The sequence below is a fragment of the Frankia sp. AvcI1 genome (genome assembly GCF_001420875.1).
Taxonomy (GTDB): Bacteria; Actinomycetota; Actinomycetes; order Frankiales; family Frankiaceae; genus Frankia; species Frankia alni.
In genome coordinates this window covers 114,834-134,509 of record NZ_LJFZ01000021.1, presented here as the reverse complement: position 1 = coordinate 134,509, position 19,676 = coordinate 114,834, and the positions used below count along the sequence as shown (strand labels likewise).

13 protein-coding genes and 16 pseudogenes are annotated in these 19,676 nt (G+C 73.7%); 13 read left to right on the top strand and 16 right to left on the bottom strand.

All coding sequences use genetic code 11. The features are described from left to right. Positions 1-258: 258 nt before the first annotated feature. The 10 genes and pseudogenes from UK94_RS76335 to UK94_RS20810 all read left to right on the top strand — a co-directional run. Positions 259-576, top strand: a pseudogene (locus UK94_RS76335) (FAD-dependent monooxygenase); the annotation flags it as partial. A gap of 1 nt (position 577) precedes the next feature. After that, positions 578-2,295 (top strand): FAD-dependent monooxygenase (locus tag UK94_RS20835; RefSeq protein ID WP_235488968.1); only part of this gene is annotated, 1,718 nt, incomplete at its 5' end. A gap of 570 nt (positions 2,296-2,865) precedes the next feature. Further along, on the top strand, positions 2,866-3,084 hold a 219-nt coding region (locus UK94_RS60185; RefSeq protein WP_235488966.1), incomplete at its 5' end, for a hypothetical protein. A gap of 389 nt (positions 3,085-3,473) precedes the next feature. Next, positions 3,474-3,975: pseudogene (locus UK94_RS60180) on the top strand (carotenoid oxygenase family protein); the annotation flags it as partial. A 1-nt stretch (position 3,976) separates the two neighbouring features. After that, a pseudogene (locus UK94_RS60175) lies at positions 3,977-4,266 on the top strand (lignostilbene alpha-beta-dioxygenase); the annotation flags it as partial. Positions 4,267-4,289: 23 nt separating this feature from the next. Beyond that, positions 4,290-4,430 (top strand): annotated as a pseudogene (locus UK94_RS60170) (hypothetical protein); the annotation flags it as partial. A 1-nt stretch (position 4,431) separates the two neighbouring features. Beyond that, positions 4,432-4,677, top strand: a pseudogene (locus tag UK94_RS60165) (lignostilbene alpha-beta-dioxygenase); the annotation flags it as partial. Position 4,678: 1 nt separating this feature from the next. Further along, a partial coding sequence (locus UK94_RS60160) for a carotenoid oxygenase family protein (protein ID WP_235488964.1) occupies positions 4,679-5,132 on the top strand: 454 nt, incomplete at its 5' end. Positions 5,133-5,213: 81 nt separating this feature from the next. Beyond that, on the top strand, positions 5,214-6,464 hold the full coding sequence (locus UK94_RS20815; RefSeq protein ID WP_011604196.1) for an NAD(P)/FAD-dependent oxidoreductase: 1,251 nt from the start codon (positions 5,214-5,216) through the stop codon (positions 6,462-6,464). Positions 6,465-6,519: 55 nt separating this feature from the next. Then, the gene (locus tag UK94_RS20810; RefSeq protein ID WP_011604195.1) at positions 6,520-6,981 is read left to right on the top strand and encodes an SRPBCC family protein; all 462 of its coding nucleotides are present in this window, start codon (positions 6,520-6,522) and stop codon (positions 6,979-6,981) included. A 141-nt stretch (positions 6,982-7,122) separates the two neighbouring features. Here the strand turns inward: UK94_RS20810 and UK94_RS20805 are convergent, their stop codons facing one another. The 3 genes from UK94_RS20805 to UK94_RS20795 form a co-directional block, all read right to left on the bottom strand. Further along, positions 7,123-7,380, bottom strand: a complete 258-nt coding sequence (locus tag UK94_RS20805) for a hypothetical protein (protein ID WP_011604194.1) — start codon at positions 7,378-7,380, stop codon at positions 7,123-7,125. Between the two features lie 199 nt (positions 7,381-7,579). Beyond that, on the bottom strand, positions 7,580-11,056 hold the full coding sequence (locus UK94_RS20800; RefSeq protein ID WP_011604193.1) for an AAA family ATPase: 3,477 nt from the start codon (positions 11,054-11,056) through the stop codon (positions 7,580-7,582). Between the two features lie 24 nt (positions 11,057-11,080). Further along, the gene (locus UK94_RS20795; RefSeq protein WP_011604192.1) at positions 11,081-12,550 is read right to left on the bottom strand and encodes an FAD-binding protein; all 1,470 of its coding nucleotides are present in this window, start codon (positions 12,548-12,550) and stop codon (positions 11,081-11,083) included. 164 nt (positions 12,551-12,714) lie between these two features. Here UK94_RS20795 and UK94_RS60155 point away from each other — a divergent pair. From UK94_RS60155 to UK94_RS60145, 3 pseudogenes are all read left to right on the top strand, one after another. Continuing rightward, a pseudogene (locus UK94_RS60155) lies at positions 12,715-13,097 on the top strand (SDR family NAD(P)-dependent oxidoreductase); the annotation flags it as partial. A gap of 1 nt (position 13,098) precedes the next feature. Further along, positions 13,099-13,230 (top strand): annotated as a pseudogene (locus UK94_RS60150) (SDR family NAD(P)-dependent oxidoreductase); the annotation flags it as partial. Between the two features lies 1 nt (position 13,231). Then, positions 13,232-13,440, top strand: a pseudogene (locus tag UK94_RS60145) (SDR family NAD(P)-dependent oxidoreductase); the annotation flags it as partial. Between the two features lie 152 nt (positions 13,441-13,592). Here UK94_RS60145 and UK94_RS20785 read toward each other — a convergent pair. From UK94_RS20785 to UK94_RS60105, 13 genes and pseudogenes are all read right to left on the bottom strand, one after another. Then, the gene (locus UK94_RS20785; protein ID WP_011604190.1) at positions 13,593-13,823 is read right to left on the bottom strand and encodes a lipoyl domain-containing protein; all 231 of its coding nucleotides are present in this window, start codon (positions 13,821-13,823) and stop codon (positions 13,593-13,595) included. A 59-nt stretch (positions 13,824-13,882) separates the two neighbouring features. Further along, positions 13,883-14,523 (bottom strand): annotated as a pseudogene (locus tag UK94_RS60140) (transketolase C-terminal domain-containing protein); the annotation flags it as partial. A gap of 1 nt (position 14,524) precedes the next feature. Continuing rightward, positions 14,525-14,893, bottom strand: a pseudogene (locus tag UK94_RS60135) (alpha-ketoacid dehydrogenase subunit beta); the annotation flags it as partial. Further along, positions 14,890-15,358, bottom strand: a pseudogene (locus UK94_RS60130) (thiamine pyrophosphate-dependent enzyme); the annotation flags it as partial. The pseudogenes UK94_RS60135 and UK94_RS60130, both read right to left, overlap by 4 nt. A 1-nt stretch (position 15,359) precedes the next feature. Then, positions 15,360-15,768 (bottom strand): annotated as a pseudogene (locus UK94_RS60125) (thiamine pyrophosphate-dependent enzyme); the annotation flags it as partial. Positions 15,769-15,775: 7 nt separating this feature from the next. Continuing rightward, the coding region (locus UK94_RS74545; protein WP_268761538.1) for a hypothetical protein at positions 15,776-15,819 on the bottom strand (44 nt) is incomplete at its 3' end. A gap of 179 nt (positions 15,820-15,998) precedes the next feature. Further along, positions 15,999-16,407 (bottom strand): annotated as a pseudogene (locus UK94_RS60120) (FAD-binding protein); the annotation flags it as partial. Between the two features lies 1 nt (position 16,408). Next, a pseudogene (locus UK94_RS20770) lies at positions 16,409-17,644 on the bottom strand (FAD-binding protein); the annotation flags it as partial. A 140-nt stretch (positions 17,645-17,784) separates the two neighbouring features. After that, positions 17,785-18,049: pseudogene (locus UK94_RS20765) on the bottom strand (2Fe-2S iron-sulfur cluster-binding protein); the annotation flags it as partial. Between the two features lies 1 nt (position 18,050). Next, positions 18,051-18,144: pseudogene (locus UK94_RS74540) on the bottom strand (ferredoxin); the annotation flags it as partial. Beyond that, complete coding sequence (locus UK94_RS60115; RefSeq protein WP_235488992.1) at positions 18,141-18,470, bottom strand: SRPBCC family protein; 330 nt, start codon at positions 18,468-18,470, stop codon at positions 18,141-18,143. The pseudogene UK94_RS74540 and the gene UK94_RS60115, both read right to left, overlap by 4 nt. A gap of 47 nt (positions 18,471-18,517) precedes the next feature. After that, on the bottom strand, positions 18,518-18,914 hold a 397-nt coding region (locus tag UK94_RS60110; RefSeq protein WP_313949560.1), incomplete at its 3' end, for an SRPBCC family protein. Between the two features lie 42 nt (positions 18,915-18,956). After that, a partial coding sequence (locus UK94_RS60105) for a Rieske (2Fe-2S) protein (RefSeq protein WP_268761537.1) occupies positions 18,957-19,346 on the bottom strand: 390 nt, incomplete at its 3' end. Positions 19,347-19,676: the final 330 nt, after the last annotated feature.

Sequence of the window (19,676 nt, the reverse complement as noted above, 5' to 3'; positions counted from 1 at the left end):
CCGCAGATGAACCCCAGCGATGTCGGACTCCGCATCCTGCCGGCAAACGCCCCCGGACGTCGACGTCGGCAGCCGGCGAGCGGGGGCGGGCGCCTACCGACCGCAGGGACCCCGACGGGGGATTTGCCACCGTCCGGCGTCCGGCCGCCGGCGAGAGTTCGCGGCGCGGCGGAGCCGGCCGTTGCGCTGTGCAGACGGGTCTTCTACGTTCCGTAACTGGACGGTTCGCGGAACGGCAACACGAAGGGAAACGAACCTGTGGACGACGATGTCCAGGTGCTGGCCCCAGGGCGTTCGCCTCTGTCGATCCCGGCACCGCGGGTGGCCGGATCGCAGGATGACCCGGACGTCCAGCCTGACTCGCGAGTCCGGGATGACCCGCACGTCCGGGATGACCCGCAGGTCGACGTGCTGATCGCGGGTTACGGCCCGGTCGGCGCCGTGCTGGCCGCCCTGCTCGGCGGACGCGGGCTGTCGGTGGCCGTCGTCGACCCGCAGCACGAGCCCGTGCCGCTGCCCCGCGCGGTGAGCCTCGACGAGGAGATCCTGCGCCTGCTGGTCCGGCTGCCGGGCCTCNGTGACCTGCTCGACCACGTCCACGCCTCGGAGCGCAGCACGATCCTCGGGCCCAGCCGGCGGGTCCTCATCGAGCTGGGCCTCGGCGAGAGCGAGCTCGGCATGCCCGCCGCGGCCTTCTTCCACCAGCCCACACTCGAACGTGACCTGCGTGCCGGCATCGCCACCCTGCCGACGGTCCGAACCCATCTCGGCCGCGCCGTCACCGCCCTGCACCAGCACCCCCGGACCGGCACCGGCACCGGCACCAGCAACACCGGCACCGGCACCGGCACCAGCACCAGCACCAGCACCAGCAACACCGGCACCACTGGCACCACTGGCACCAGCGGCACCATCCGCCACGACGACGGCGGCGTGACCGTCGAACTGGACGACGGCAGCCGGCTACGCGCCCGCTGGGTCGTCGGCTGCGACGGTGCCGCGAGCCCCGTGCGACGCATGCTCGGCATCGGCTACCAGGGCTCCACCTTCACGCAGCGCTGGCTGGTCGTCGACGTCACCGCCCCGGCGCCGCTGGCGCACCTGCCGTACTTCACCTACAGCTGCGATCCGCGACGCCCGTCGGTCAGCATGCCCATGCCCGGGGGTCACCGGTGGGAGTGGATGCTCCTGCCCGGCGAGGATCCGGAGCGGATGGCCGCGCCCGACGGCGTGCGCGCGCTGCTGCGCCCCTGGGTCGACCCGGACCAGGTCCAGGTCGCCCGCACGGCCGTCTACACCTTCCACGCCCGCACAGCCGACCGGTGGCGGCGGGGACGCGTCCTGCTCGCCGGCGACGCGGCGCACAGCATGCCACCGTTCAGCGGGCAGGGCCTGGGCGCGGGCGTCCGCGACGCCGCCGCCCTCGCCTGGCGACTCGACGAGATCCTGCGCGGCCTCGCCGGCGACGACCTGCTGGACAGCTACGAACGAGAACGGCGCCGGCACGTCGAGACGGTGATCGCCGGAGCGCTGCGGATCGGCCGCATCCTGCAGACCACCGACCCGACCGTCTCCCGGCTCACCCGCGCCCTGCTGTTCACCCTCGACCGCACCCCGGGTCTGCGCCAGGCACTGCGTGGCGGTGCCATCCAACAGCGACCCCGCCTCCCCGGGCAGGTCGCCGGCCCCCTGCCGGGCGCCGGCCTCGTCCTGCCCAATCCCCGCCTGCGCACTCTCGACGGCCGCCGCTGCCACCTCGACGATCTTCTCACGGACGGGTGGACGCTGATCGGCCTCGGCGGTGACCCCGTCGCCGGCCTGGATCCGGCGGCGCGCGCCTGGGCGGACCGGCGCGGCGTCACCGCGTTCGCGGTCGTGGCACCCGGCGGCCTGCGCACCCTCGCCGGGGTGACCTGCCCGGCCGTCGAGGATCTGGACGGCACCCTGATCCGCCTGCTGACCGCCCCCCGCCTGGCCCGCGTCGCCCGCCTGGCCCACCCGACCCGCGTGGGCCGCGGGAGTTCGGCCACGGACGTGAGCCCGGCCCCACGGGCCGTTGCACCGAGGGCCGTCGCGTCGAGGGCCGTCGCGTCGAGGGCCGTCGCACCGAGGGTCGCCGTCGTCCGACCCGACCGTTTCCTGCTGGGCATTTTTTCGACCCCACCGCGCGGGACCGATCTCCCGGGATTCGTCGATCCGCCCGGCCGCAGCGACATGCTCCACGCGGAACTCGATCGGGTCGATCGCCCCGATTCCGTCGACCTCGTCGCCGCGGCCGTTACCCCGGCCCCGTAGCACCGGGAAGGGCTCGGCGTCCAACGGGTACAGTGCGATCAGATCACTGCACGGGCGGCGAAATTCGGCGCGGTCATGCTCGAGATGACCCGGATCCACGGCGGCCGTGCGTCATGGGTTGGGGGGCCTGTGAGTGCTTCGGGTGGTTCCGACGGTGGCCTGCTCGGCAACAGGGCCGTCNCCTTCTGGGCGGTGGTTACGGGCATTCTCGCAGTGGTGACCTTCAGCGTGGGCGTCGCGACCAGACTGACGGCCGGGCCCGACGGTCCCACCCCCACCCCGAGCATCTCCTCCCCCACCTCGCCCACGCCGTCGCCAACGCCGACGCGGTCGCCATCTCCCGCCCCGTCGCCGTCCGGGGACCCATCGGGTGGCGACTCGTCCCCCACCGTGCGGACGACGTCGCCGCGGCCGTTCGTCACCACCGACGGCCGGCTGGCCTCCCCGTCCCGACCGTCCGACGGGACGGCCCTCGACAATCCCCGGCCGCTGCAGTACACCTTCGCCGGGGCGAGTCAGTACCCGTGCTCGTCGGAGGGCCGGATCCGGTCACTGTTCCAGGCCCCGGCNCAACTCGTGGTGGACAACCGCAGCTCCCAGATCATCCAGCTCTACTATCTCGACGCGACGGGAAACCGGATCGCGCAGACCACCCTTGCCTCCGGCCGCAGCGTTTCCATCCGGAGCCACCTGGGCGACGCCTGGCTGCCCGCCACCGGCCAGGCGGACTGCATCGGCATCTTCGCGCTGCGCGGACCCGGCCGCATCCAGATTTTCGACGCCCGATAGCCGGCGAGGAGTAATCGACGACACCCATGCCTGGCGTAGGCCCTGGGGGCGAAGGCGCGGATGTGCACCGGATCTGATCCGGCCTGTCGCCACTGCGTTCCGACCGGTGCAGCCCGGAGCTGTCCTCGTCCGCGGTCTTCTTCCGGGTGGTCGGCCCGCTCGTGTGCCGGGGTGTCACCCTGCTGTCCGGACGCGAACACGATGGGATACGCGACCTACGCGTCCAATGACACGTTTGGAAACCTCGATCCTCCCGGGCCGGCCGCGGCGGGCAGAAGTACGGTCATGCCGCACCAGCCCAGCCGCACGTTCCGCGCACCGGCACAGCGCCCGGCGCGCTACGGGCGCAAGGGCGCACTGCCGCGCCNAACCCGGCGAGGGGACACACTATGGGCCACGCTCTTCACCATGCCCTCGAGGCGAGCCAGGAATACGACCTCGAACTCACCGTGACAGCGGGACGATGGCCCGACGCCCTCACCGGCGAGTTGTTTCTCATCGGCCCCGCCCAGCCGACCGACGTCCGTTTCATGTTTGCCGGCCCCGGCATTCTCACCCATGTCGACCTGGCCGCCCGGCGCTGGCGGACGACCCGGGTCCGCACCCCCGACCTGGCGTTGTACACGGCTCTGCGCCAGGCCCTGCCGGCCGAGGACTTCGCCGCGCTCGCCCTCGGGGCACGCCCGTCGCTGACGAACGTCGCGCCGCACTTCTACCGCGACCGGCTGGTGCTCACCGGCATCAGTCAACGTCCGGTCGAAGTCGATCCGATCACCGCGGACTTTCACAGTTTCCTCGGTGGCGTCGACGAGTATCCGGAGGTGGCGGCCCATCCGCTGTTCCCCGGGGTGCGGACGGCGGCGCATCCGGTCGAGGATCTCGACGAGGGCTNCATGTGGTGGTGCAACACCCGGCTGCACCCCCAGGGCACGTCGACGACGGACGTCGAGGGCACACTGTGGGTGGCGCGCTGGGACGGTGCCGGACCCGTGGACACCTGGTGCGTGCCCGGTGCGCACCTCGTGCAGGGCGTCCACGAGGTCACGGTGACACAGGACTACGTCATCGTCACCGAGATCGGTTTCCAGCAGGAGCCGGGCAGCGTCGCCGGCCGCAACCGCACGAAGCCGCACCTGCCGTTCACCGACATCTACCTCGTCGCCAAACGGGACCTGACCGCGGNCCGACGCGGCCGGACGGTCCCGGTGACCCACGCCCGCGTCCCGTACGAGTCGTTCCACCACTTCGCCGACTATCGTCAGGACGGCGACGACGTGACGTTGTACATCGCGCATTCCAACGGCTGGGACCTCAACTACAGCCTGGCCGCCTCCGACCGGGTCTGGNGAACGGGCACCGCCCTCGCCCCGGGACTGCACGGGTTCATCTCGGCGCCCGTCGACGCCTCGCCCGTCGGGCGGTACGTCATCGACGGTCGGACGGGCGAGGTCCGCGACAGCCGGCTGTTCCTGGCCCCGCACCAGCACTGGGCGACCCTGCTGTACGGCCGGGACATGCGCCGCGGCGCACTCGAACGAGGCCGGTACCTTTGGCAGGCGTACTGGGGATGCGACCCGGAGATGCTCGTCGCCCNCATCGTCGAGCTGTACGCCACGCACCCGTGGCGCGTCGTCCCCGTGGACCGCCTGCCGACCCGGGAGATCCCATCCTCCCTGGTCTGCCTCGACCTGGAGTCGATGACGGAGCAGTCGGCGTGGTCCTTTCCCGCCGGCACGGTGGGTGAGTCGCCGGTGTACGTCCCCGATCCCGCGGGCGGCGCGGGCTGGGCGGTCATCGTCGTGCACCACGCCGACCGCAGTGAGCTGCAGGTCTTCGACGCGCTGGCGCTGGGGGCCGGACCGGTGGCCGTCGCCGGCGCACCCGGGCTGAAGCTCTCCGTCCAGTTCCACTCCGCCTACAGCCCGACGCTGCGCACCCGCCCGCCCGACTACCGGCGTTCCTTCGCCGACGACCTCGACCCGAGCTGGAAGGACCTGCCCGTCCCCGCCCGCACCGTGATCGCCCGGGTGCTCGAGCAGTACGGCTGACGGCACGACGAGTAGCCGGGAAAACAGGGAAGCGGGAGAGCAGGGAAGCACGCAAGCAGGCGCGCGAGGAAGCGAGGAACGATGTACGACGTGATCGTCGTCGGGGCGCGGTGCGCGGGCTCGCCGCTGGCCATGCTGCTGGCCCGCCACGGCCACCGGGTGCTGGCCGTGGACCGGGCGACCTTTCCGAGCGACACCGTGTCGACGCACTTCATCCACCAGGCGGGCCTCGCCCGGCTGCGGGACTGGGGGCTGCTCGACCGCCTGCGGGCGACGGGGGTGCCGCCGGTGCAGCACATGACCTTCTCGTACGACGGCATCCACGCCGAGGGGTTCGCCGGGGCGATCGACGGCGTCGCCGAGGTCCTCTGCCCGCGCCGTACGGTGCTCGACGCGCTGCTCGTCGACGCGGCCCGCGCGGCCGGCGCCGAGGTGATCGAGGGCTTCACCGTCACCGGGACGATCGTCACCGACGGCCGGGTGGCGGGGATCCGGGGATACGACGCCGACGGCACCGAGACCGCCTTCGCCGGACGGTTCGTCGTCGGCGCGGACGGGGTCGAGTCGACGGTCGCCCGGTTGGTGGGCGCGGAGGTCTACCGCGACGTGCCCGCGAGCGGATTCGTCTACTACTCCTACTTCGACGGACTCGACTGGGGCTTCCACAACCGGACGGCGCACGGGCGGCAGTTCGCGAGCTGCCCCACCCACGACGGGCGCACCATGGTCGCGGTCATGCGCCGCCGGGACGCCTACGGCGCGTTCCGGGCCGACGTCGAGGAGAGCTTCCGGTCCGTGGTGGCAGGCGTCGTGCCCGAGTTCGGCGCGGACCTTCGGGCCGCCACGCGGGCCGAACGCTTCCGGGGGCTGCGCTACGCCGACAGCTACTACCGCCGGTCCCACGGACCGGGCTGGGCCCTGGTCGGAGACGCCGGCTATCACAAGGACCCGCTCACCGCCTGGGGCATCACCGACGCCTTCCGCCACGCCGAGCTGCTCGCCGAGGCCCTGCACCGGGGGCTGGCGGGCGAGTCCCCGATCGACGGCGCCGTCGCGGGCTACGCGGCGCGGCGCGACCGGGAGACCGCCGGCACCTTCGCGTTCACCGTCACGGTGGCGGCGCTCGCGCTGCCACCGTTCCTGCACGCGGTGCTGTCCGCGGCGACGCGCAGCCCGGCCTACCGCGCGAAGTTCTTCGCCATGGTCGGCGGAGGCTACCCCGGCGAGGAGTTCTTCGCCCCCGATCACCTCGCCGCCCTCTACGAGGAGGTCGGCACCCCGCCCGCCCTGCGCCTGCTACCCCCCGCGCCGGCGCCCGCCGCCCAGCCCTGACCCGCCGCCCAGCCCTGTTCCGCACCCCAGTCCTGACCAGCCACCGGGAGCTGACATGCCGCAGGTAAGCGACGATCTCGTCACCGACCGGCCGATCGAGGCCGTGTTCGACTTCGCCGCCACGGCCGGGCACTGGCCCCGGTGGCACCCGGCCGCGCGGCGCGTCGAGGGCGCGGTCGACCGTCCGGCCCGGCTCGGCGACCGAATCCTGGAGCAGGTGACGGTCGCCGGCGTCGACAACACCGTGACCTGGACGATCGTCGACTGCGAGCGTCCGCAGCGGCTGGCGTTCACCACCGACGTCGACGCCGGTCAGGTGCGGATCGGCTACGCCCTGGCCGCACTGGCCGACGGACGAACCCGGTTCCGGCGGACGGTGGACTTCCCCGACCTGGGCCCCGCGTTCGCCGACGCGATGCGCGCGCAGTCCGTCGAGGGGCTCGCCAACCTCGCCCGCCTGCTGGCCGAGGGCGGCGCCGACCCCGCTCCCGCCGCTGCCGCCGACCCCGTGGGGTGACCCGGCCCGTCCGGATCCATGCCGTCGCGATCCTGCCGAGGACGGCCCGACCGGCGGGGTCTTCGACGACGCGGGGTGGTGCCCTGGTGATGTACCCGGCCACCCGCGACCAGCCCCGCCCTGCGAGTTCCGGCTGACCCGTCAGCCGCCACGCCCGGTCCGGGCGAGCTCGGGGCGATGGCTGCTGACCCGCTGCCGGCGGCGGGCGAGCAGAACGTCGGCGAGGGCGTCCGCGCGCTCCATGTCGTCGAGGGTGGCCCGGGATCGGCCCTCCACCTCGAGGATGGCGGCGAGGAGCTCGGCGGACAGTCTCATCCGCGCCGCCACCCGGGCCACGCTCGGCGGGAGGCCGGAGGAGGCCCGGTCCGACAGCGGGCGGCCATCGCCGGAATCGACCATCTGCGGCGGAATCCGACCGTCCGGCGTGACGCGGCCCCTGGGCGCGGCGTGACCCCTGGGCGTCAGGTGGCTCCTGGACGCGGTGCGGCGCTCGGGGGCGAGGCGAGGGCGGGGCCGGACTCCGAAGAGATCGAACATACATTCGATCCTGGCGGAAGTGGATCGTCCTGTCAAGGTCGACCACCCCCGAGATCAGCGGTCAGCTCCGCGCGGCGAGCAGGGCGCGGGCGTCGCCGGCGACGCCGACCATCCCGCGCCGGGTGGCCCGCTCGGCGATGTCGCGCAGCTCGGCGGCGTCGGCCGGATCGGCGGCGTCCGCCGGATCGGCGGGATCGGCGAGCTGGGCGAGCTGGGCGGCGACCAGCCGGCACCGCAGCAACGCGCCGACGCCGTGGGAACGGGCGGCGAGCGCCGTCGCCGTCGCCAGGTGCACCCGGGCGCCCGCGACGTCGCCGGTCAGGGCGGCGAGGCGGGCGAGGGCCAGCGCGACCGGTCCGGCCATGCCGCAGTGGCCCACGTTGGCCACGCAGTGCGACACCGGTGCCAGCCGGGCGGCGAGCGTGGCGGCGTGCTCGCGCAGACCGCGGTCGGCGACGGCGTGGGCGAGGATCGTCAGCCGGCTGTGCGTCGTCCAGGACACCGGCTCGGACCGGGCGAGCTCCGCGGCGATCAGCTCGTCGGCGACCGGCTCGCCGCGGGCGACGGCGGTGAGCACCGCCGCCAACGGCGCGAACGGGCTGTCCGGCAGCGCCTGCGCGTCGTCCTCGTGCAGTCGGCCCTGCTCCCAGCGCAGGGTCAGCCGCGCCGCGTGGTCGGCGCCGCTCTGGTAGAGCTCGGTCTCCCGGTGCAGCTCGGCGGCGTGCCGGTAGATCCCCTCGGCGGTACTCAGCTCGTCGTCGCGCCACAGGGCGAGCGACCCCTGCGCCCAGCGGAACTGCACCCGGCTCGCCGGCAGCCGCAGCAGGTCGCTGCCGAGCGCGCCCAGGCGAGCGTGCTCGACCGCCGCCGGGTCGCCCAGCGCCGCCTTCGCGAGATAGAGCAGACCGTGGCCGATCACCTCGTCGACCGGGGCGCTGGCATGCGGCACGGTCGCGAGCCGGCCGATCAGCTCGACGGTCTCGGCGGCCCGCGTCGCGATCCCGGAGAAGGCCAGGGCCCGGCCGAGCAGCGCGTCGGCCAGCGCCTCGCCGTCGCCGATCCGCTCGGCCAGCTCGACCGCCCGGCGGCTGAGCAGGTCGGGCACCGAGCCGTCCGGGTCGTAGCAACTTCCGACGGCGAGCGCGGACAGCACCCGCACGTGCGCGACGGGATCGGCAGCGACGAGTGTCTCCAGCCCGGCGAGGCGGGCCAGCAGCGGGGCCGGGTCGTCGCCGAAGACCGCCCACGGCCAGGAACCGCTGGTACGCAGGAGCGCGGCGGCCAGCCGGCCGGCGGAGTCCAGCCGTCCGCGGCGCAGCGCGTCGAGCAGTCCCGCGTCGACGACGTCGAGCAGTGTCTGCCCCCGACCCGCCCGGGCCAGCGAGCCGACCCGGGCGACGACCAGCTCGTCCCGGTCGACCTCGGGGTCGAGGTCGACCGGGCCGCGGTCGAGGGTGTCCAACGCCTGCGCCCACCAGTAGGCGGCCAGGTCGGCGTGCCACCGGTTGTCGGCCTCGACCGCCGCCGCCCGGCAGGCGTCGAACACGTCGGCCGCGTCGGCGAGGGGGGCCGCGGCGACGAGGTGCGCGGCCCGCCGGGTCAGCGCCTCGCCGCCCGGTGCCGACCCGATCGCCTCGGCGATCCGCAGGTGCAGCCGCTGGCGGCGCAGATGGGAGATCCCGGCGACGACCTCCTCACGCAGCAGGGCGTGCGCGAACACGTACCGTCCGGTGCCGGCGGCCTGGACGATCACGTGCTCGTCCGCGGCCTCGTCGAGCAGGTCGGCGAGCTCGTCGCGGTCAAGCCTGGTGACGCGGGCGAGCAGCTCGATGTCCAGGGCGTCGCCGATGACCGCGGCGGCCCGCAGCACCTGCAGCACCGCCGGGTCGAGACCGGCGAGACGCTGGCCGAGCACCGAGCGCACCGCCACCGGGACCTGCCCCCCGGCGCGCTCGTCCGCGGGCAGCCGGGCGTACTCGCAGACGAAGAACGGATTGCCGCTGGTCCGCTCGGCGAGCTGCGCGGCCTCGGCGGCGTCGATCGCCTGCCCGCTGATCCGGCTGACCAGCTCGGACACCTCGGCCTCGGTCAGCGGCGGCACGGCCAGGTGCCGGGAGCCGTGCCGGCGGGCCGCCGTGGCGAGCAGCCGGTCCAGTTCCGGCCGCCCGGCGACGTCACGCGCGGTCGCGATCACCGCGAGGCCGGGCACGGTGCCCGCGCCCGCCAGGTGGGTGAGCAGCCGCAACGACGCGGGGTCCGCCCAGTGCACGTCCTCGGCGACCAGCAGCAGGGGTCGGACCCGCACCGCCTCGGCCAGCGCGCCGAGCACCCGGTCGTAGACGGCGAAGCGGGCCGCGTCCGCGTCGACGCCGCTCGGTGGGGTGAGCGCGTCCTCGGGGTCGGCGCCGAGGTCGCGCAGGAGCTGGCGCACCGGCCACCACGGCGGAACCGCGTCGTCGTCCGGGCAGCCGGTGCGCGACACGGCCCCGCCGGCCCGTTGCCAGCGGGCCGCGGCCTCCTCGGCCAGACGGCTCTTGCCGATGCCCGCCGGCCCGGTGAGCACCACCCAGCGCCCGGCTCCCGTGCGCGCCTGCGACAGCACCGACTCCAACGCGGCGAGCTCCCGCACCCGTCCCACCAGATCGCCCGGCTCCGACGCCGCCTGCGCCCCCCGACCGGCGACACCGTCGGCGGTCGGGGCGCCGCTGCCGCCGGCGGACCCGGCCCGGTCGAGGGGGCCGGTCGCCGCCTGGTGGCGGGGCACCGGCCACGACTCCAGGCCGGGATCCTGGCGCAGGATCGCGCCGTGGAGGTCCCGCAGCGCCGGGCCCACCTCCAGCCCGAGCTCGACGTCCATGCGGCGGGCCTGCGCGCGCAGCACCTCCAGCGCCTCGGCGGCGCGTCCCGCCCGGTACAGCGCGATCACGTGCAGCCAGCAGGCCCGCTGCGCCAGCGGCGCATCGGCGAGCAGCCGACGCGAGCGCAGTACCGCGGCGGTGATCCGCCCCGCGCCGAGCAGGCCGACGACCGCGCTCTGCTCGCCCTGCACCCACCGCTCGTCCAGCGCTCCCGCCGCGGCCAGCACCCACGGCTCGTCGGCGAACTCGGCGAGCAACGGCCCCCGGCGCAGCGCCGCCGCCCGGTCCGCCGCCTCGACCGCCCTCGGCCAGTCCTCGCCGTCCGCGGCCGCCTGGGCCCGGTCGCACTCGGCCTCGAACAGTCGCACGTCGATGTCGCCGGCGGGCAGATCCGCGACGTAGCCGGGGGTGCGGCGCAGGATCGGCGAGGTCGCCCGCTCGTCGTCGCGCAGCAGCCGACGCAGGTTGGAGATGTGCGCGTGCAGGCTCGACAGCTTGCTCGGCGGATGCTGCGCCCCCCAGACGGCGTCGGCGATCCGGTCGACGGAGACCACCCGGCCGGCGTCGAGCAGCAGCGTGGCGAGCACGGCCCGCTGCTTGGGGCCACCGAGCAGGATCGGCCGCCCGTCCCGGACGACCTCGATCGGCCCGAACAGCCGGTAGAACGACACGTTCCCCATGATGGCCGTTCCCGCCTCGCCCGCTCAGGAGTGCAGCAGGCCGGCCGCGGCACGCACCGGGTGGGACGCCGCGATGCGGGCGTTCGGGTCGTAGCCGGCGGTGAGGGTGGCGAGCCGGGTCAGCACGGCGGGATCGTACTTGCCGGCGACGACCGCCGGGTCCGCGCTCGCCTCGAAGTTCGGCGCCGAGCGCCCGTCCGTCCAGGGTCGCATCGCCGCCATCAGGCCGGCGGCGTGCCCGACGGTGGCCTCGACGATCGGCGGCGCGGCGACGCCGATGGTCAGCAGCGAATACGCCGCGTCCCGGTGGCAGACGGCGCTGGGCTCGCGGGGCTCGCGCCCCAGCGCCCCGCCGAGCAGCCGCAGCTCGACGATGACCTGCGGGCACGCCGAGTCGGGCCCGGTCAGCCGCAGCAGGGTCTGCACCGCCGTGTCCGGCAGGTCGCGCAGCAGCGCCGCGCGTTCGTGGACCGGCATCGGGTCGACCGGGTCGGCGTGGATCATGCCAAGCGCGTGGAAGGGCAGGACCCCGAGGCCGCCGAGGATGACCGGTGCCAGCCCGCGGATCGGGTCGACGATCCGCTCGCCGTCCGCGGAGTCGCCGACCCAGGCGAAGCGGACCGCGACCGTGCACCGGCCCGCCAGCGGCGGCGGCACCGCGGGCGACGGCGGCAGCCGCAGCACCGCCAGCGACGTGGTCGCCTGCTCCGGCAGGCCCGCCGACCAGGTCTTCCACGCCGACACGACCCGGTCCGCGTGAGTACCGTCGAAGTACAGGCAGCCGCCAAAGAGCTCCGCGACGTCCAGCAGCGCGAACTCCACCGCGGTGACCACGCCGAGCGCGCCCTTGCCGCCGCGCAGCGCCCAGAACAGCGCCGGGTTCTGCGTGGCGGTGACCCGGCGCGGCTCGCCGTCGCCGGTGACGACGTCGAACGCGGTCACCAGGTCGCTGCCGTAGCCGAAGGTCCGGGCCACCGGGGACAGCCCGCCCCCGGTGAGGTAGCCGACGACGCCGACGTGCGGCGCGGAGCCGGCCAGCGCGCCGAGACCGTGCTGCGCGGCGGCGTCGAGCACCCGCTGCCAGCGCACCCCGGCGCCGACGCGGGCCGTGCGGCGCACCGGGTCGATGGTCACCTCGTCGAGCCGCCCGGTGTGCACGAGCAGGCTCGGCCGGCTGTACGCCACCGCGCCGTGCCCCGTCGCCTGGACGACGACGTCGAGGTCGTGGACGTCGGCGAAGCGGATCGCGGCCGCCACGTCGGCGGCGTCCGCGACGGCGACGACGGCCACCGGCGCCGAGGCGGCGGTGACGTTCCACGGCGTGGCGGTGGCGGCGTAGGCGTCGCTGCCGGGCAGCAGGATCTCACCACCGATACGCCCGGCGAGGTCGGCCAGCCCGCGATCGAGGGCGGTGGCGAGGGCAGTGCGATCGGGGACGGTGCGATCAAGGGCGGTGCGCTCGGGGGCGGCGGGGTCGGGCGCGAGCGTGGACATGGGCGGCTCCCCAGGTGAGGCACGAATCTGTGGACGTGCTCCACCGTGCCGACGCCCACTTGGCCGCCGCTTGGCCTGCGCGGCGGTCCGCTTGCGGCGGGCTTGCAACAGACCTGGCTCCCCGCCACAGGTGACGGCGATCACTACAAGACGATAGGTTGTTGATGATCCAATCCGGCTCTGGAGGTTTGATGCCCACAGCATTCGTCACCGGCGCGAGCCGCGGCATCGGCAAGGCGATCGCCCTGTCCCTGGCCGAGGCCGGCTACGACCTGGCGGTCTCGGCCCGCACGGTGCGGCCGGGCGAGATCCGCGACAACGCGTTGACGGTGCACCACTCCGACGAGCGCCCCTTACCCGGCAGCCTGGCCGAGACCGCCGCCGAGATCGAGGCCCGCGGGCGCGAGGCCCTGGTCGTACCGTGCGACCTGACCGACCGGGAATCGGTCGAGGCGGCCGCGCGCCGCATCCTCGACACCTGGGGCGGCGTGGACGTCATCGTCCACAACGGGCGCTACATCGGCCCCGGAATCATGGACGTCTTCCTNGACACCCCGCTCGACGCCTACGAGAAGATGTTCGAGGCGCACTGCATCGCCCCGATCATCCTCACCCGCGCGCTGCTGCCGGCGATGCTCGCCCGCGGCGGCGGGGCCGTCGTCACCATCACCTCCGGCGCCNCGTGGCTCGTCCCGCCCGCCCCGGCCGGGCAGGGCGGCTGGGGGCTGGCCTACGCCGTCGGCAAGGCGTCGGGAAACCCGCTGGTCGGAATCCTGCACACCGAATACGCCGGGCGCGGGCTGCGCGTGTTCAACGTCGAGCCCGGCTTCGTCGCCACCGAGCGCAACGAGATCTCGGTGCGCGACTACGGTCGCGAGCTCGTCGGGGCCNCTCCCCCCTCGGCGATCGGCGCGACCGTGCGCTGGCTGCTGGACAGCCCCGACGCCGACTCCCTGCTCGGCACGACGATCGAGGCCCAGGACCTCTGCCGGGCCCGCGAGCTGCACCCCGCCTGGTAGGACCGCGGCGGGGTGCCTCGCGGTCACTCGATCCGGCCGACCAGGGTGCCCACCGGGTAGGTCTCCTCCGGCACGCCGAGGATCACCAGCGTGCCCGCGGCGGGCGCCTCGATCTCGGTCTCGGTCTTGTCGGTCGCCAGGACGTAGAGCGGCTGGCCCGCCTCGACGGCGGCTCCGTCATCGGCGAGCCACTCGCCGATGACGCCCTCGGTCATCGTCACTCCGAGCTGGGGAATGCGCAGTTCCTCCGCCACCGGGCGTGTCTCCTCTGACTGTTCGGCTGATCGGTTCGGTGCCTGGATCGCCGGCCAGGTCAGAGCGTGGAGCGGATGGCCGCCGCGATCCGTGCCTGGCTCGGGATGTAGGCCTCCTCCAGGGAGCGCGCGTAGGGCACCGGCGTGTCGGGCGCGGTGACCCGGGCGACGGGGGCCGCGAGCTGGCCGAACAGCTCGGCGTGGATCGTCGCGGAGAGCTCGGCGCCGAAGCCGTTGCGGCGCACCGCCTCGTGGACGACCACGGCCCGGCGGGTCCGGGCGACGGAGGTGAGCAGGGTCGTGGTGTCGAGTGGCTGCAGGGTGCGCAGGTCGATCACCTCGACGCCCACCCCCTCGCCCGCGAGCTGCTCGGCGACCGCCAGGCAGTCGGCCACCTGGCGCCCGTAGGTGATCACCGTGATGTCATCACCCGCCCGGGCGATGTGCGCCTGGCCCAGCGGAATCCGGTAGTCCCCCTCGGGCACCGGGCCGCGGGCGGCGAAGTACAGCCCGGTCACCTCGACGAACACGCACGGGTCGTCGTCGAAGATGCAGGACAGCAGCAGCCCCTTGGCGTCCGCCGGGTTGCTCGGCACCACCACCTTGAGCCCGGCCGCGTGCACGAGCTGGGCCTCGAGCATGTCCGAGTGCTGTGCGCCGAAGCCGCCGCCCGCACCGGTGGCGGTCCGCACGGTCAGCGNCACCGGCGTCCGCCCGCCGGACATGTAACGCAGCTTCGCGGCGTGGTTGACGAGCTGGTCCATGCAGACGTGCACGAAGTTCATCAGCATGATCTCGGCGACCGGCCGCAGGCCCGAGATGGCCGCCCCGATCGCCGCGCCCAGGATGGCCTGCTCGGAGATGGGGGTCATCCGCACCCGGTGCGCGCCGTGCTTCACACCCAGGCCCTTGTGGACGCCGAACCCGCCGCCGCCGGGCTCCTGGATGTCCTCGCCGAGGGCGAAGACCGCCGGGTCGGCGCCCAGCGCGACGTCGAGGGCCTCGTTGACGGCCTGCACCATGCCGAGCGTGCGGGCCTTCTGCTGCGTCGCCGTCCCGGCGCCTGTCATCTGGTCGCTCCGTCCTGCGTGGTGTCCGCGTACACGTCGGTGGTCAGTGCGCTCGCCGCGGGCAGCTCGGCGGTTCGCGCGAACTCCCAGGCGTCGGCCACCTCGTCCGCGGCGGCGCGCTCGACCGCGGCGAGCTCGTCCTCGCCGACATCGGCGGCGAGCTGCGCCCGGAAGCGCACCAGCGGGTCGGCGGCGATGGCGGCCCGCAGTTCCTCCGGGGGCATGTAGACCTGCTGGTCGCCCATGATGTGGCCGCAGAACCGGAAGGTCATCGCCTCCAGCAGCGTCGGGCCGCCGCCGGTCCTGGCCCGCTCGATCGCGGCGCCGGCGGCGTTGTACAGCTCGATCGGATCGTTGCCGTCCACGGTGACGCCGGGAAGGGAGTACGCGGCGGCCCGCTGCGCGATCCGGTCGACCGACGTGCCCTCACGCAGCGGCGTGTACTCGGCGTAGCGGTTGTTCTGGNAGACGAAGATGACGGGCAGGCGCCAGATCGACGCCAGGTTCAGCGACTCGTGAAACGCGCCGATGTTGGACGCGCCGTCGCCGAAGTTGACCACGGTGACCTGGTCGGTGCCGCGGAGCTGGGCCGACAGGGCCAGCCCGTTGGCGATCGGCAGGCCCGATCCGACGACGCCCGTGGTCACCATGAGCCCGTACTCGGGCGCGGTGACGTGCATCGGGCCGCCCTTGCCCCCGCAGGTGCCGGCCGCCTTGCCGAGGTACTCGGCCCACAGCTCGCGCAGCGGCACGCCCTTGGCGATCTGGTCGTGCAGTCCGCGGTAGGTGGTGACGACGTAGTCGTCGCGGCGCAGGTGGGCGGCGACGGACGCGGCGGCGAACTCCTGCCCGCGCGGCGAGTAGTACATGCCCCCNATCGCNCCGCTGGTCATCAGGGAGCGGTACTTCTCGTCGAAGCGCGCGATCCGGGTGGCGGTGCGGAACAGACCGAGCTGGACGTCGAGGTCCGNAGGCGCGGAGAAATCCACCGCGGCGGCCGAGTCCGGGGGTGCCGAGATGCTCACGAGAGCTCCCCTTGCCTTGAGTGGGCGGTCTTGCTGGAGTGGGCGGTCTTACTGGGATGGGCGGCCTGACCGGAGTGGGNGGTCTGACCGGAGTGGGCGGCCTGACCGGGGGCGACGGCCTGCGTGGAGCGGCCGGCTCGGCCCGCCGCATGCGCACCGGCGCGCCGGCCCGAGAAGACGGCGTCGGCGAGCGAGAGCCCGGAGACGTAGCTGTTGCTGCACAGGCCGACCGCCGCCCGCCCCCCGGCGTACAGGCCGGGCACGCGCGAGGCGTCGCGGCGCAGGACCTCGCCGCTGTCCTCGTCGACCACCAGCCCCCCGAGGGTGATGAACGGGAACGGGTAGAGCGACGAGGTGCGGGCCGAGACGTCCACCGCGTAGTAGGGGCCGGCGCCGATCGCGCGGTGGAACTCGCCGGTCTTGCCGAACCGGTCCGGCAGGCCGGCCGCGGCCGTGTCGTTGTACTCCCGGACCGTCCTGTCCAGGCCGNCCGGGTCGATGCCCACCCGGCGGGCCAGCTCGCCGAGGGTGGCGGCGCGCCGGTGGCCGGCGGGGCCGAACAGGTAGGCCAGCTGGGGAAGGTGGAAGAACGCCGACTGCGTGCGGATCTGGCCCCGGGCCCGGCGCCACGTCTCGGCGTCGACGACGAGGTAGCCGCGGGCGTGCTGCTCCTCGACGAGGGGCGCGGAGAAGGTCGCGCCGTAGAGTTGCTCGTTGGCGAAGCGTGCGCCCTGGTCGTTCACGACGATTCCGCGCATGAAGTCCGAGGGCGGAGAGAGGAACCGCCAGCCGGACATCTTCTCCAGGTGCGAGGTGGCGGCGTCCACCGCGGCGGCGAGGCCGAGGGCGGCGCCGGTGTCGCCCGCCGTGCCGAGCGCCGCGAGCCCCGCCCAGTCGGGGGCGTGGCGCGCGACGAGTTCCCGGTTGAAGCCGTACCCACCGGTGGTCAGCACCACCCCGCCGATCGCCCGGACCCGCCGCGGTGTCGACCGCCGACGGGCGGCGGCGACCGCGAGCGCGCTGAGCCGGGCGCCGAGCGCCGGATTCCACACGTGGGCCTTCGCCGCGAGCTCCGTGTACGTCCGGTGCCATCCGCCCGGTTCACGTCCCGGCGGTGGCCCGTCGTAGTCGACGCCGACCACGCGGCCGTTCTCCACGACGAGGCCGCGGGCCTCGGCGAGCGGGCGGAAGGTGACCCCCAGGCGCAGCGCAGAGTCCCGCAACCGGCCGTAGAAGGTCGCCCCCGAGAAGTTCCTCGCGTGGGTGCGGTGCCCCCGCGGTGCCGGGCGCGCGACGTCGGCGTAGCCGGTGGCCAGCTCGTTGCCCGAGTAGTAGAGGTAGTGCCGGTTCGTCGGATAGGACGTCTTGTACGGGCACAGGCTGCCCTCGAACTCGACCCCCTGCCGGCCGAGCCATGCGAGCATCTCCCGGCTGCCCTCGACGAACCGGCGCAGCGTGCCGGCGCTGACGGCGTCGCCGACCTCCAGGCGGAGATACTCGTACATGCCCTCGACGGTGTCGGTGACCCCGGCCTGGGTCTGCTGGGCGGTGCCACCGCCGGCGTAGACGACACCGCCCGAGTGCGTCGTCGAACCGCCGCCGTAGAAGCGGTCCAGGACGACGACGGAGGCGCCGCGCTCGGCGGCCGCGATCGCCGCGCACGCCCCCGCCCCGCCGAATCCGACCACGACCACGTCGAACGATTCGGTGACGGTGTCGGCGGTGGNCGCGGATAAGTGTGTTGGTTCAGCTGAATCCATGGGTGCTCGCTCCTCGGTTCCGAAGCACTCCCCCGGTGGGCTCCGGCACAGATGTCAGAGAGTCGGTTCTGGGCTTCGCGGCAGGNGGCGCCGATCCGCGCCGGTGCTACCGCGCCGGGTCGGCGTCCGCGGCGTTCCGGGAATTCGGTCGGACGCCCCGTTTCTCGACCGTCACGTCACCGGTGACGGTGAGCCGGCAGGCCAGCCTGGTGTCACGACTGGATCGCCGGCCGCGCCGGCTGGCGAGCTGGCGCAGGACGCCCTGCTCGACGGAGTCCGGCGGGCCGAGGTGCTGGTGGCCGTCGACCACCCGAAGGGCGCACGCGGTGCACCGAGCCTGTCCGTAACAGATCGTCGGCCAGGTCAGATCCNTACGCAGCGCGGCGGCGAAGACGGTCTCGCCCACGCCGACCTGGAGGTCGATCCCGGCGGGCTCGACCCGCACCCGCGCCGGGCGCGGCGTCATCGGGACAGGTATTCGTCGATCACCCGATGACTGTTCACGATCATCGACTCGTAGCGGCCGGAGAGGACCAGGTCCCGCATGCCCTGGGTGTGCACGCCCTTCTGCTGCGCGGCGATGTTACGGAAGTCCTCCTTGAAGATCTGCGGCCAGTCCTCGATCTCGATCGGGCCCTCCAGGACCGGGGGGTCGGGCTCGTCGTCGCCGTCGGCGGGGATCTGGACCGCCCACACCTCGAACAGGCACGACTCGGGGTCGTTCCCGTTCGGCCGCACCCGGTAGATGATGGAGTTCCCGTACGCGGGGAGCACCGTCATGTTCGGGAAGATGTGCGCATAGCCGGTGGTGTCGGTGGCCGGCGGCGGAAGCGGGATGNCGGCGCCCGCTGCGTACTCGTAGAGCGCCCCGAAGAAGGCCATGGGGTACTCGTCCGGGTCGATGTCGCGGGTCGCCAGGCTCTGCTGGAGAAACATCTCCCGGTCGGTCGCGTACGCGTCCGTCCCGACGTAGAGCGCGTTGTTGAACTGGGTGAAGTAGTCCGCCATGGACATTCCGGGGACGGGCACCGAGCCGTCGCTGGGCCGCAGATGAGCATGCCCGCCGGCGAAGCACTCGAAGTTGCCGCCGAGCACGTCGATGTCGTAGTCGTCGTCCGCCGCGCCCATGCTCAGCGACGGATGCGCCTGCATGATGTGGTAGGCCTCCATGAAGGCCTCCTGCGCCATCTTCCAGTTCGCCGGCAGAATGAGGTGACGCCACCAGCGGACCCGCATCCNCTCGAACCCGATGGGCGCCAGGGTCGACGCGATTCCGGNCATCGCCGTGGCCAGCGGAGGGGCCGCGGGATCCATGTTGACGAAGACCAGCCCGAACATCGTCCCGACCTGGCACTCGCGCAGCCGCAGGGAGTCCGGATCGAGGCAGTCGGGCGCGAAACCGCGCCGTGCGTAGACGTAGGAGCTCGACCCGTCCAGGTTCCACCGCCAGCCGTGGTAGGGGCAGACGATCTGACCGCCGTGGAACGTGCCGGTGCCGTTTCCCAGCGCGGTCGCCCGGTGCCGGCAGGCGTTGAAGTACGCCTTCACGGTGTCGGCGGTCTCCCGCACGATGAGGATGGACTGGTCGTTGATGCGGTATTCGGTGAAGTCGCCGGGCCGTAATATCTCGTCCAGCCGGCAGGCGAACTGCCAGGCGTGCGGCCACAGCTTCTCGTTCTCCCGCCGGGCGAACNCCCGGTCGANGTACCGTCCGACCGGTACCCGCGAGGGATCGGTGATCGCGTGGGGGAAGGCCGGCGAGGCCGCCCGCCTGGGAGCCTCCGGTTCGGCGTGGATGGTCAACGCATCTCCTCCTTCGCGGGTGCGCCCGCACCGGTGCGCGTCGGGTCCCCCGGCGCGCCGCATCCGGCGGTCGCCTGCACGGCAGTGACGTAGAAGTAAATAAACAGTCACTTACTTTAAGATGTGACGTAGCTCATGTCAATGCTCGAACGGCGATGGATCGGCAGGAATCGGCCAGGTCGCCACACCGCCGCC

Bases quoted from the DNA above. Each gene is read 5' to 3' on its own strand.
- UK94_RS20815 (WP_011604196.1), top strand. From the start codon at position 5,214: ATGTACGACGTGATCGTCGTCGGGGCGCGGTGCGCGGGCTCGCCGCTG.
- UK94_RS20810 (WP_011604195.1), top strand. From the start codon at position 6,520: ATGCCGCAGGTAAGCGACGATCTCGTCACCGACCGGCCGATCGAGGCC.
- UK94_RS20805 (WP_011604194.1), bottom strand. From the start codon at position 7,380: ATGGTCGATTCCGGCGATGGCCGCCCGCTGTCGGACCGGGCCTCCTCC.
- UK94_RS20800 (WP_011604193.1), bottom strand. From the start codon at position 11,056: ATGGGGAACGTGTCGTTCTACCGGCTGTTCGGGCCGATCGAGGTCGTC.
- UK94_RS20795 (WP_011604192.1), bottom strand. From the start codon at position 12,550: ATGTCCACGCTCGCGCCCGACCCCGCCGCCCCCGAGCGCACCGCCCTT.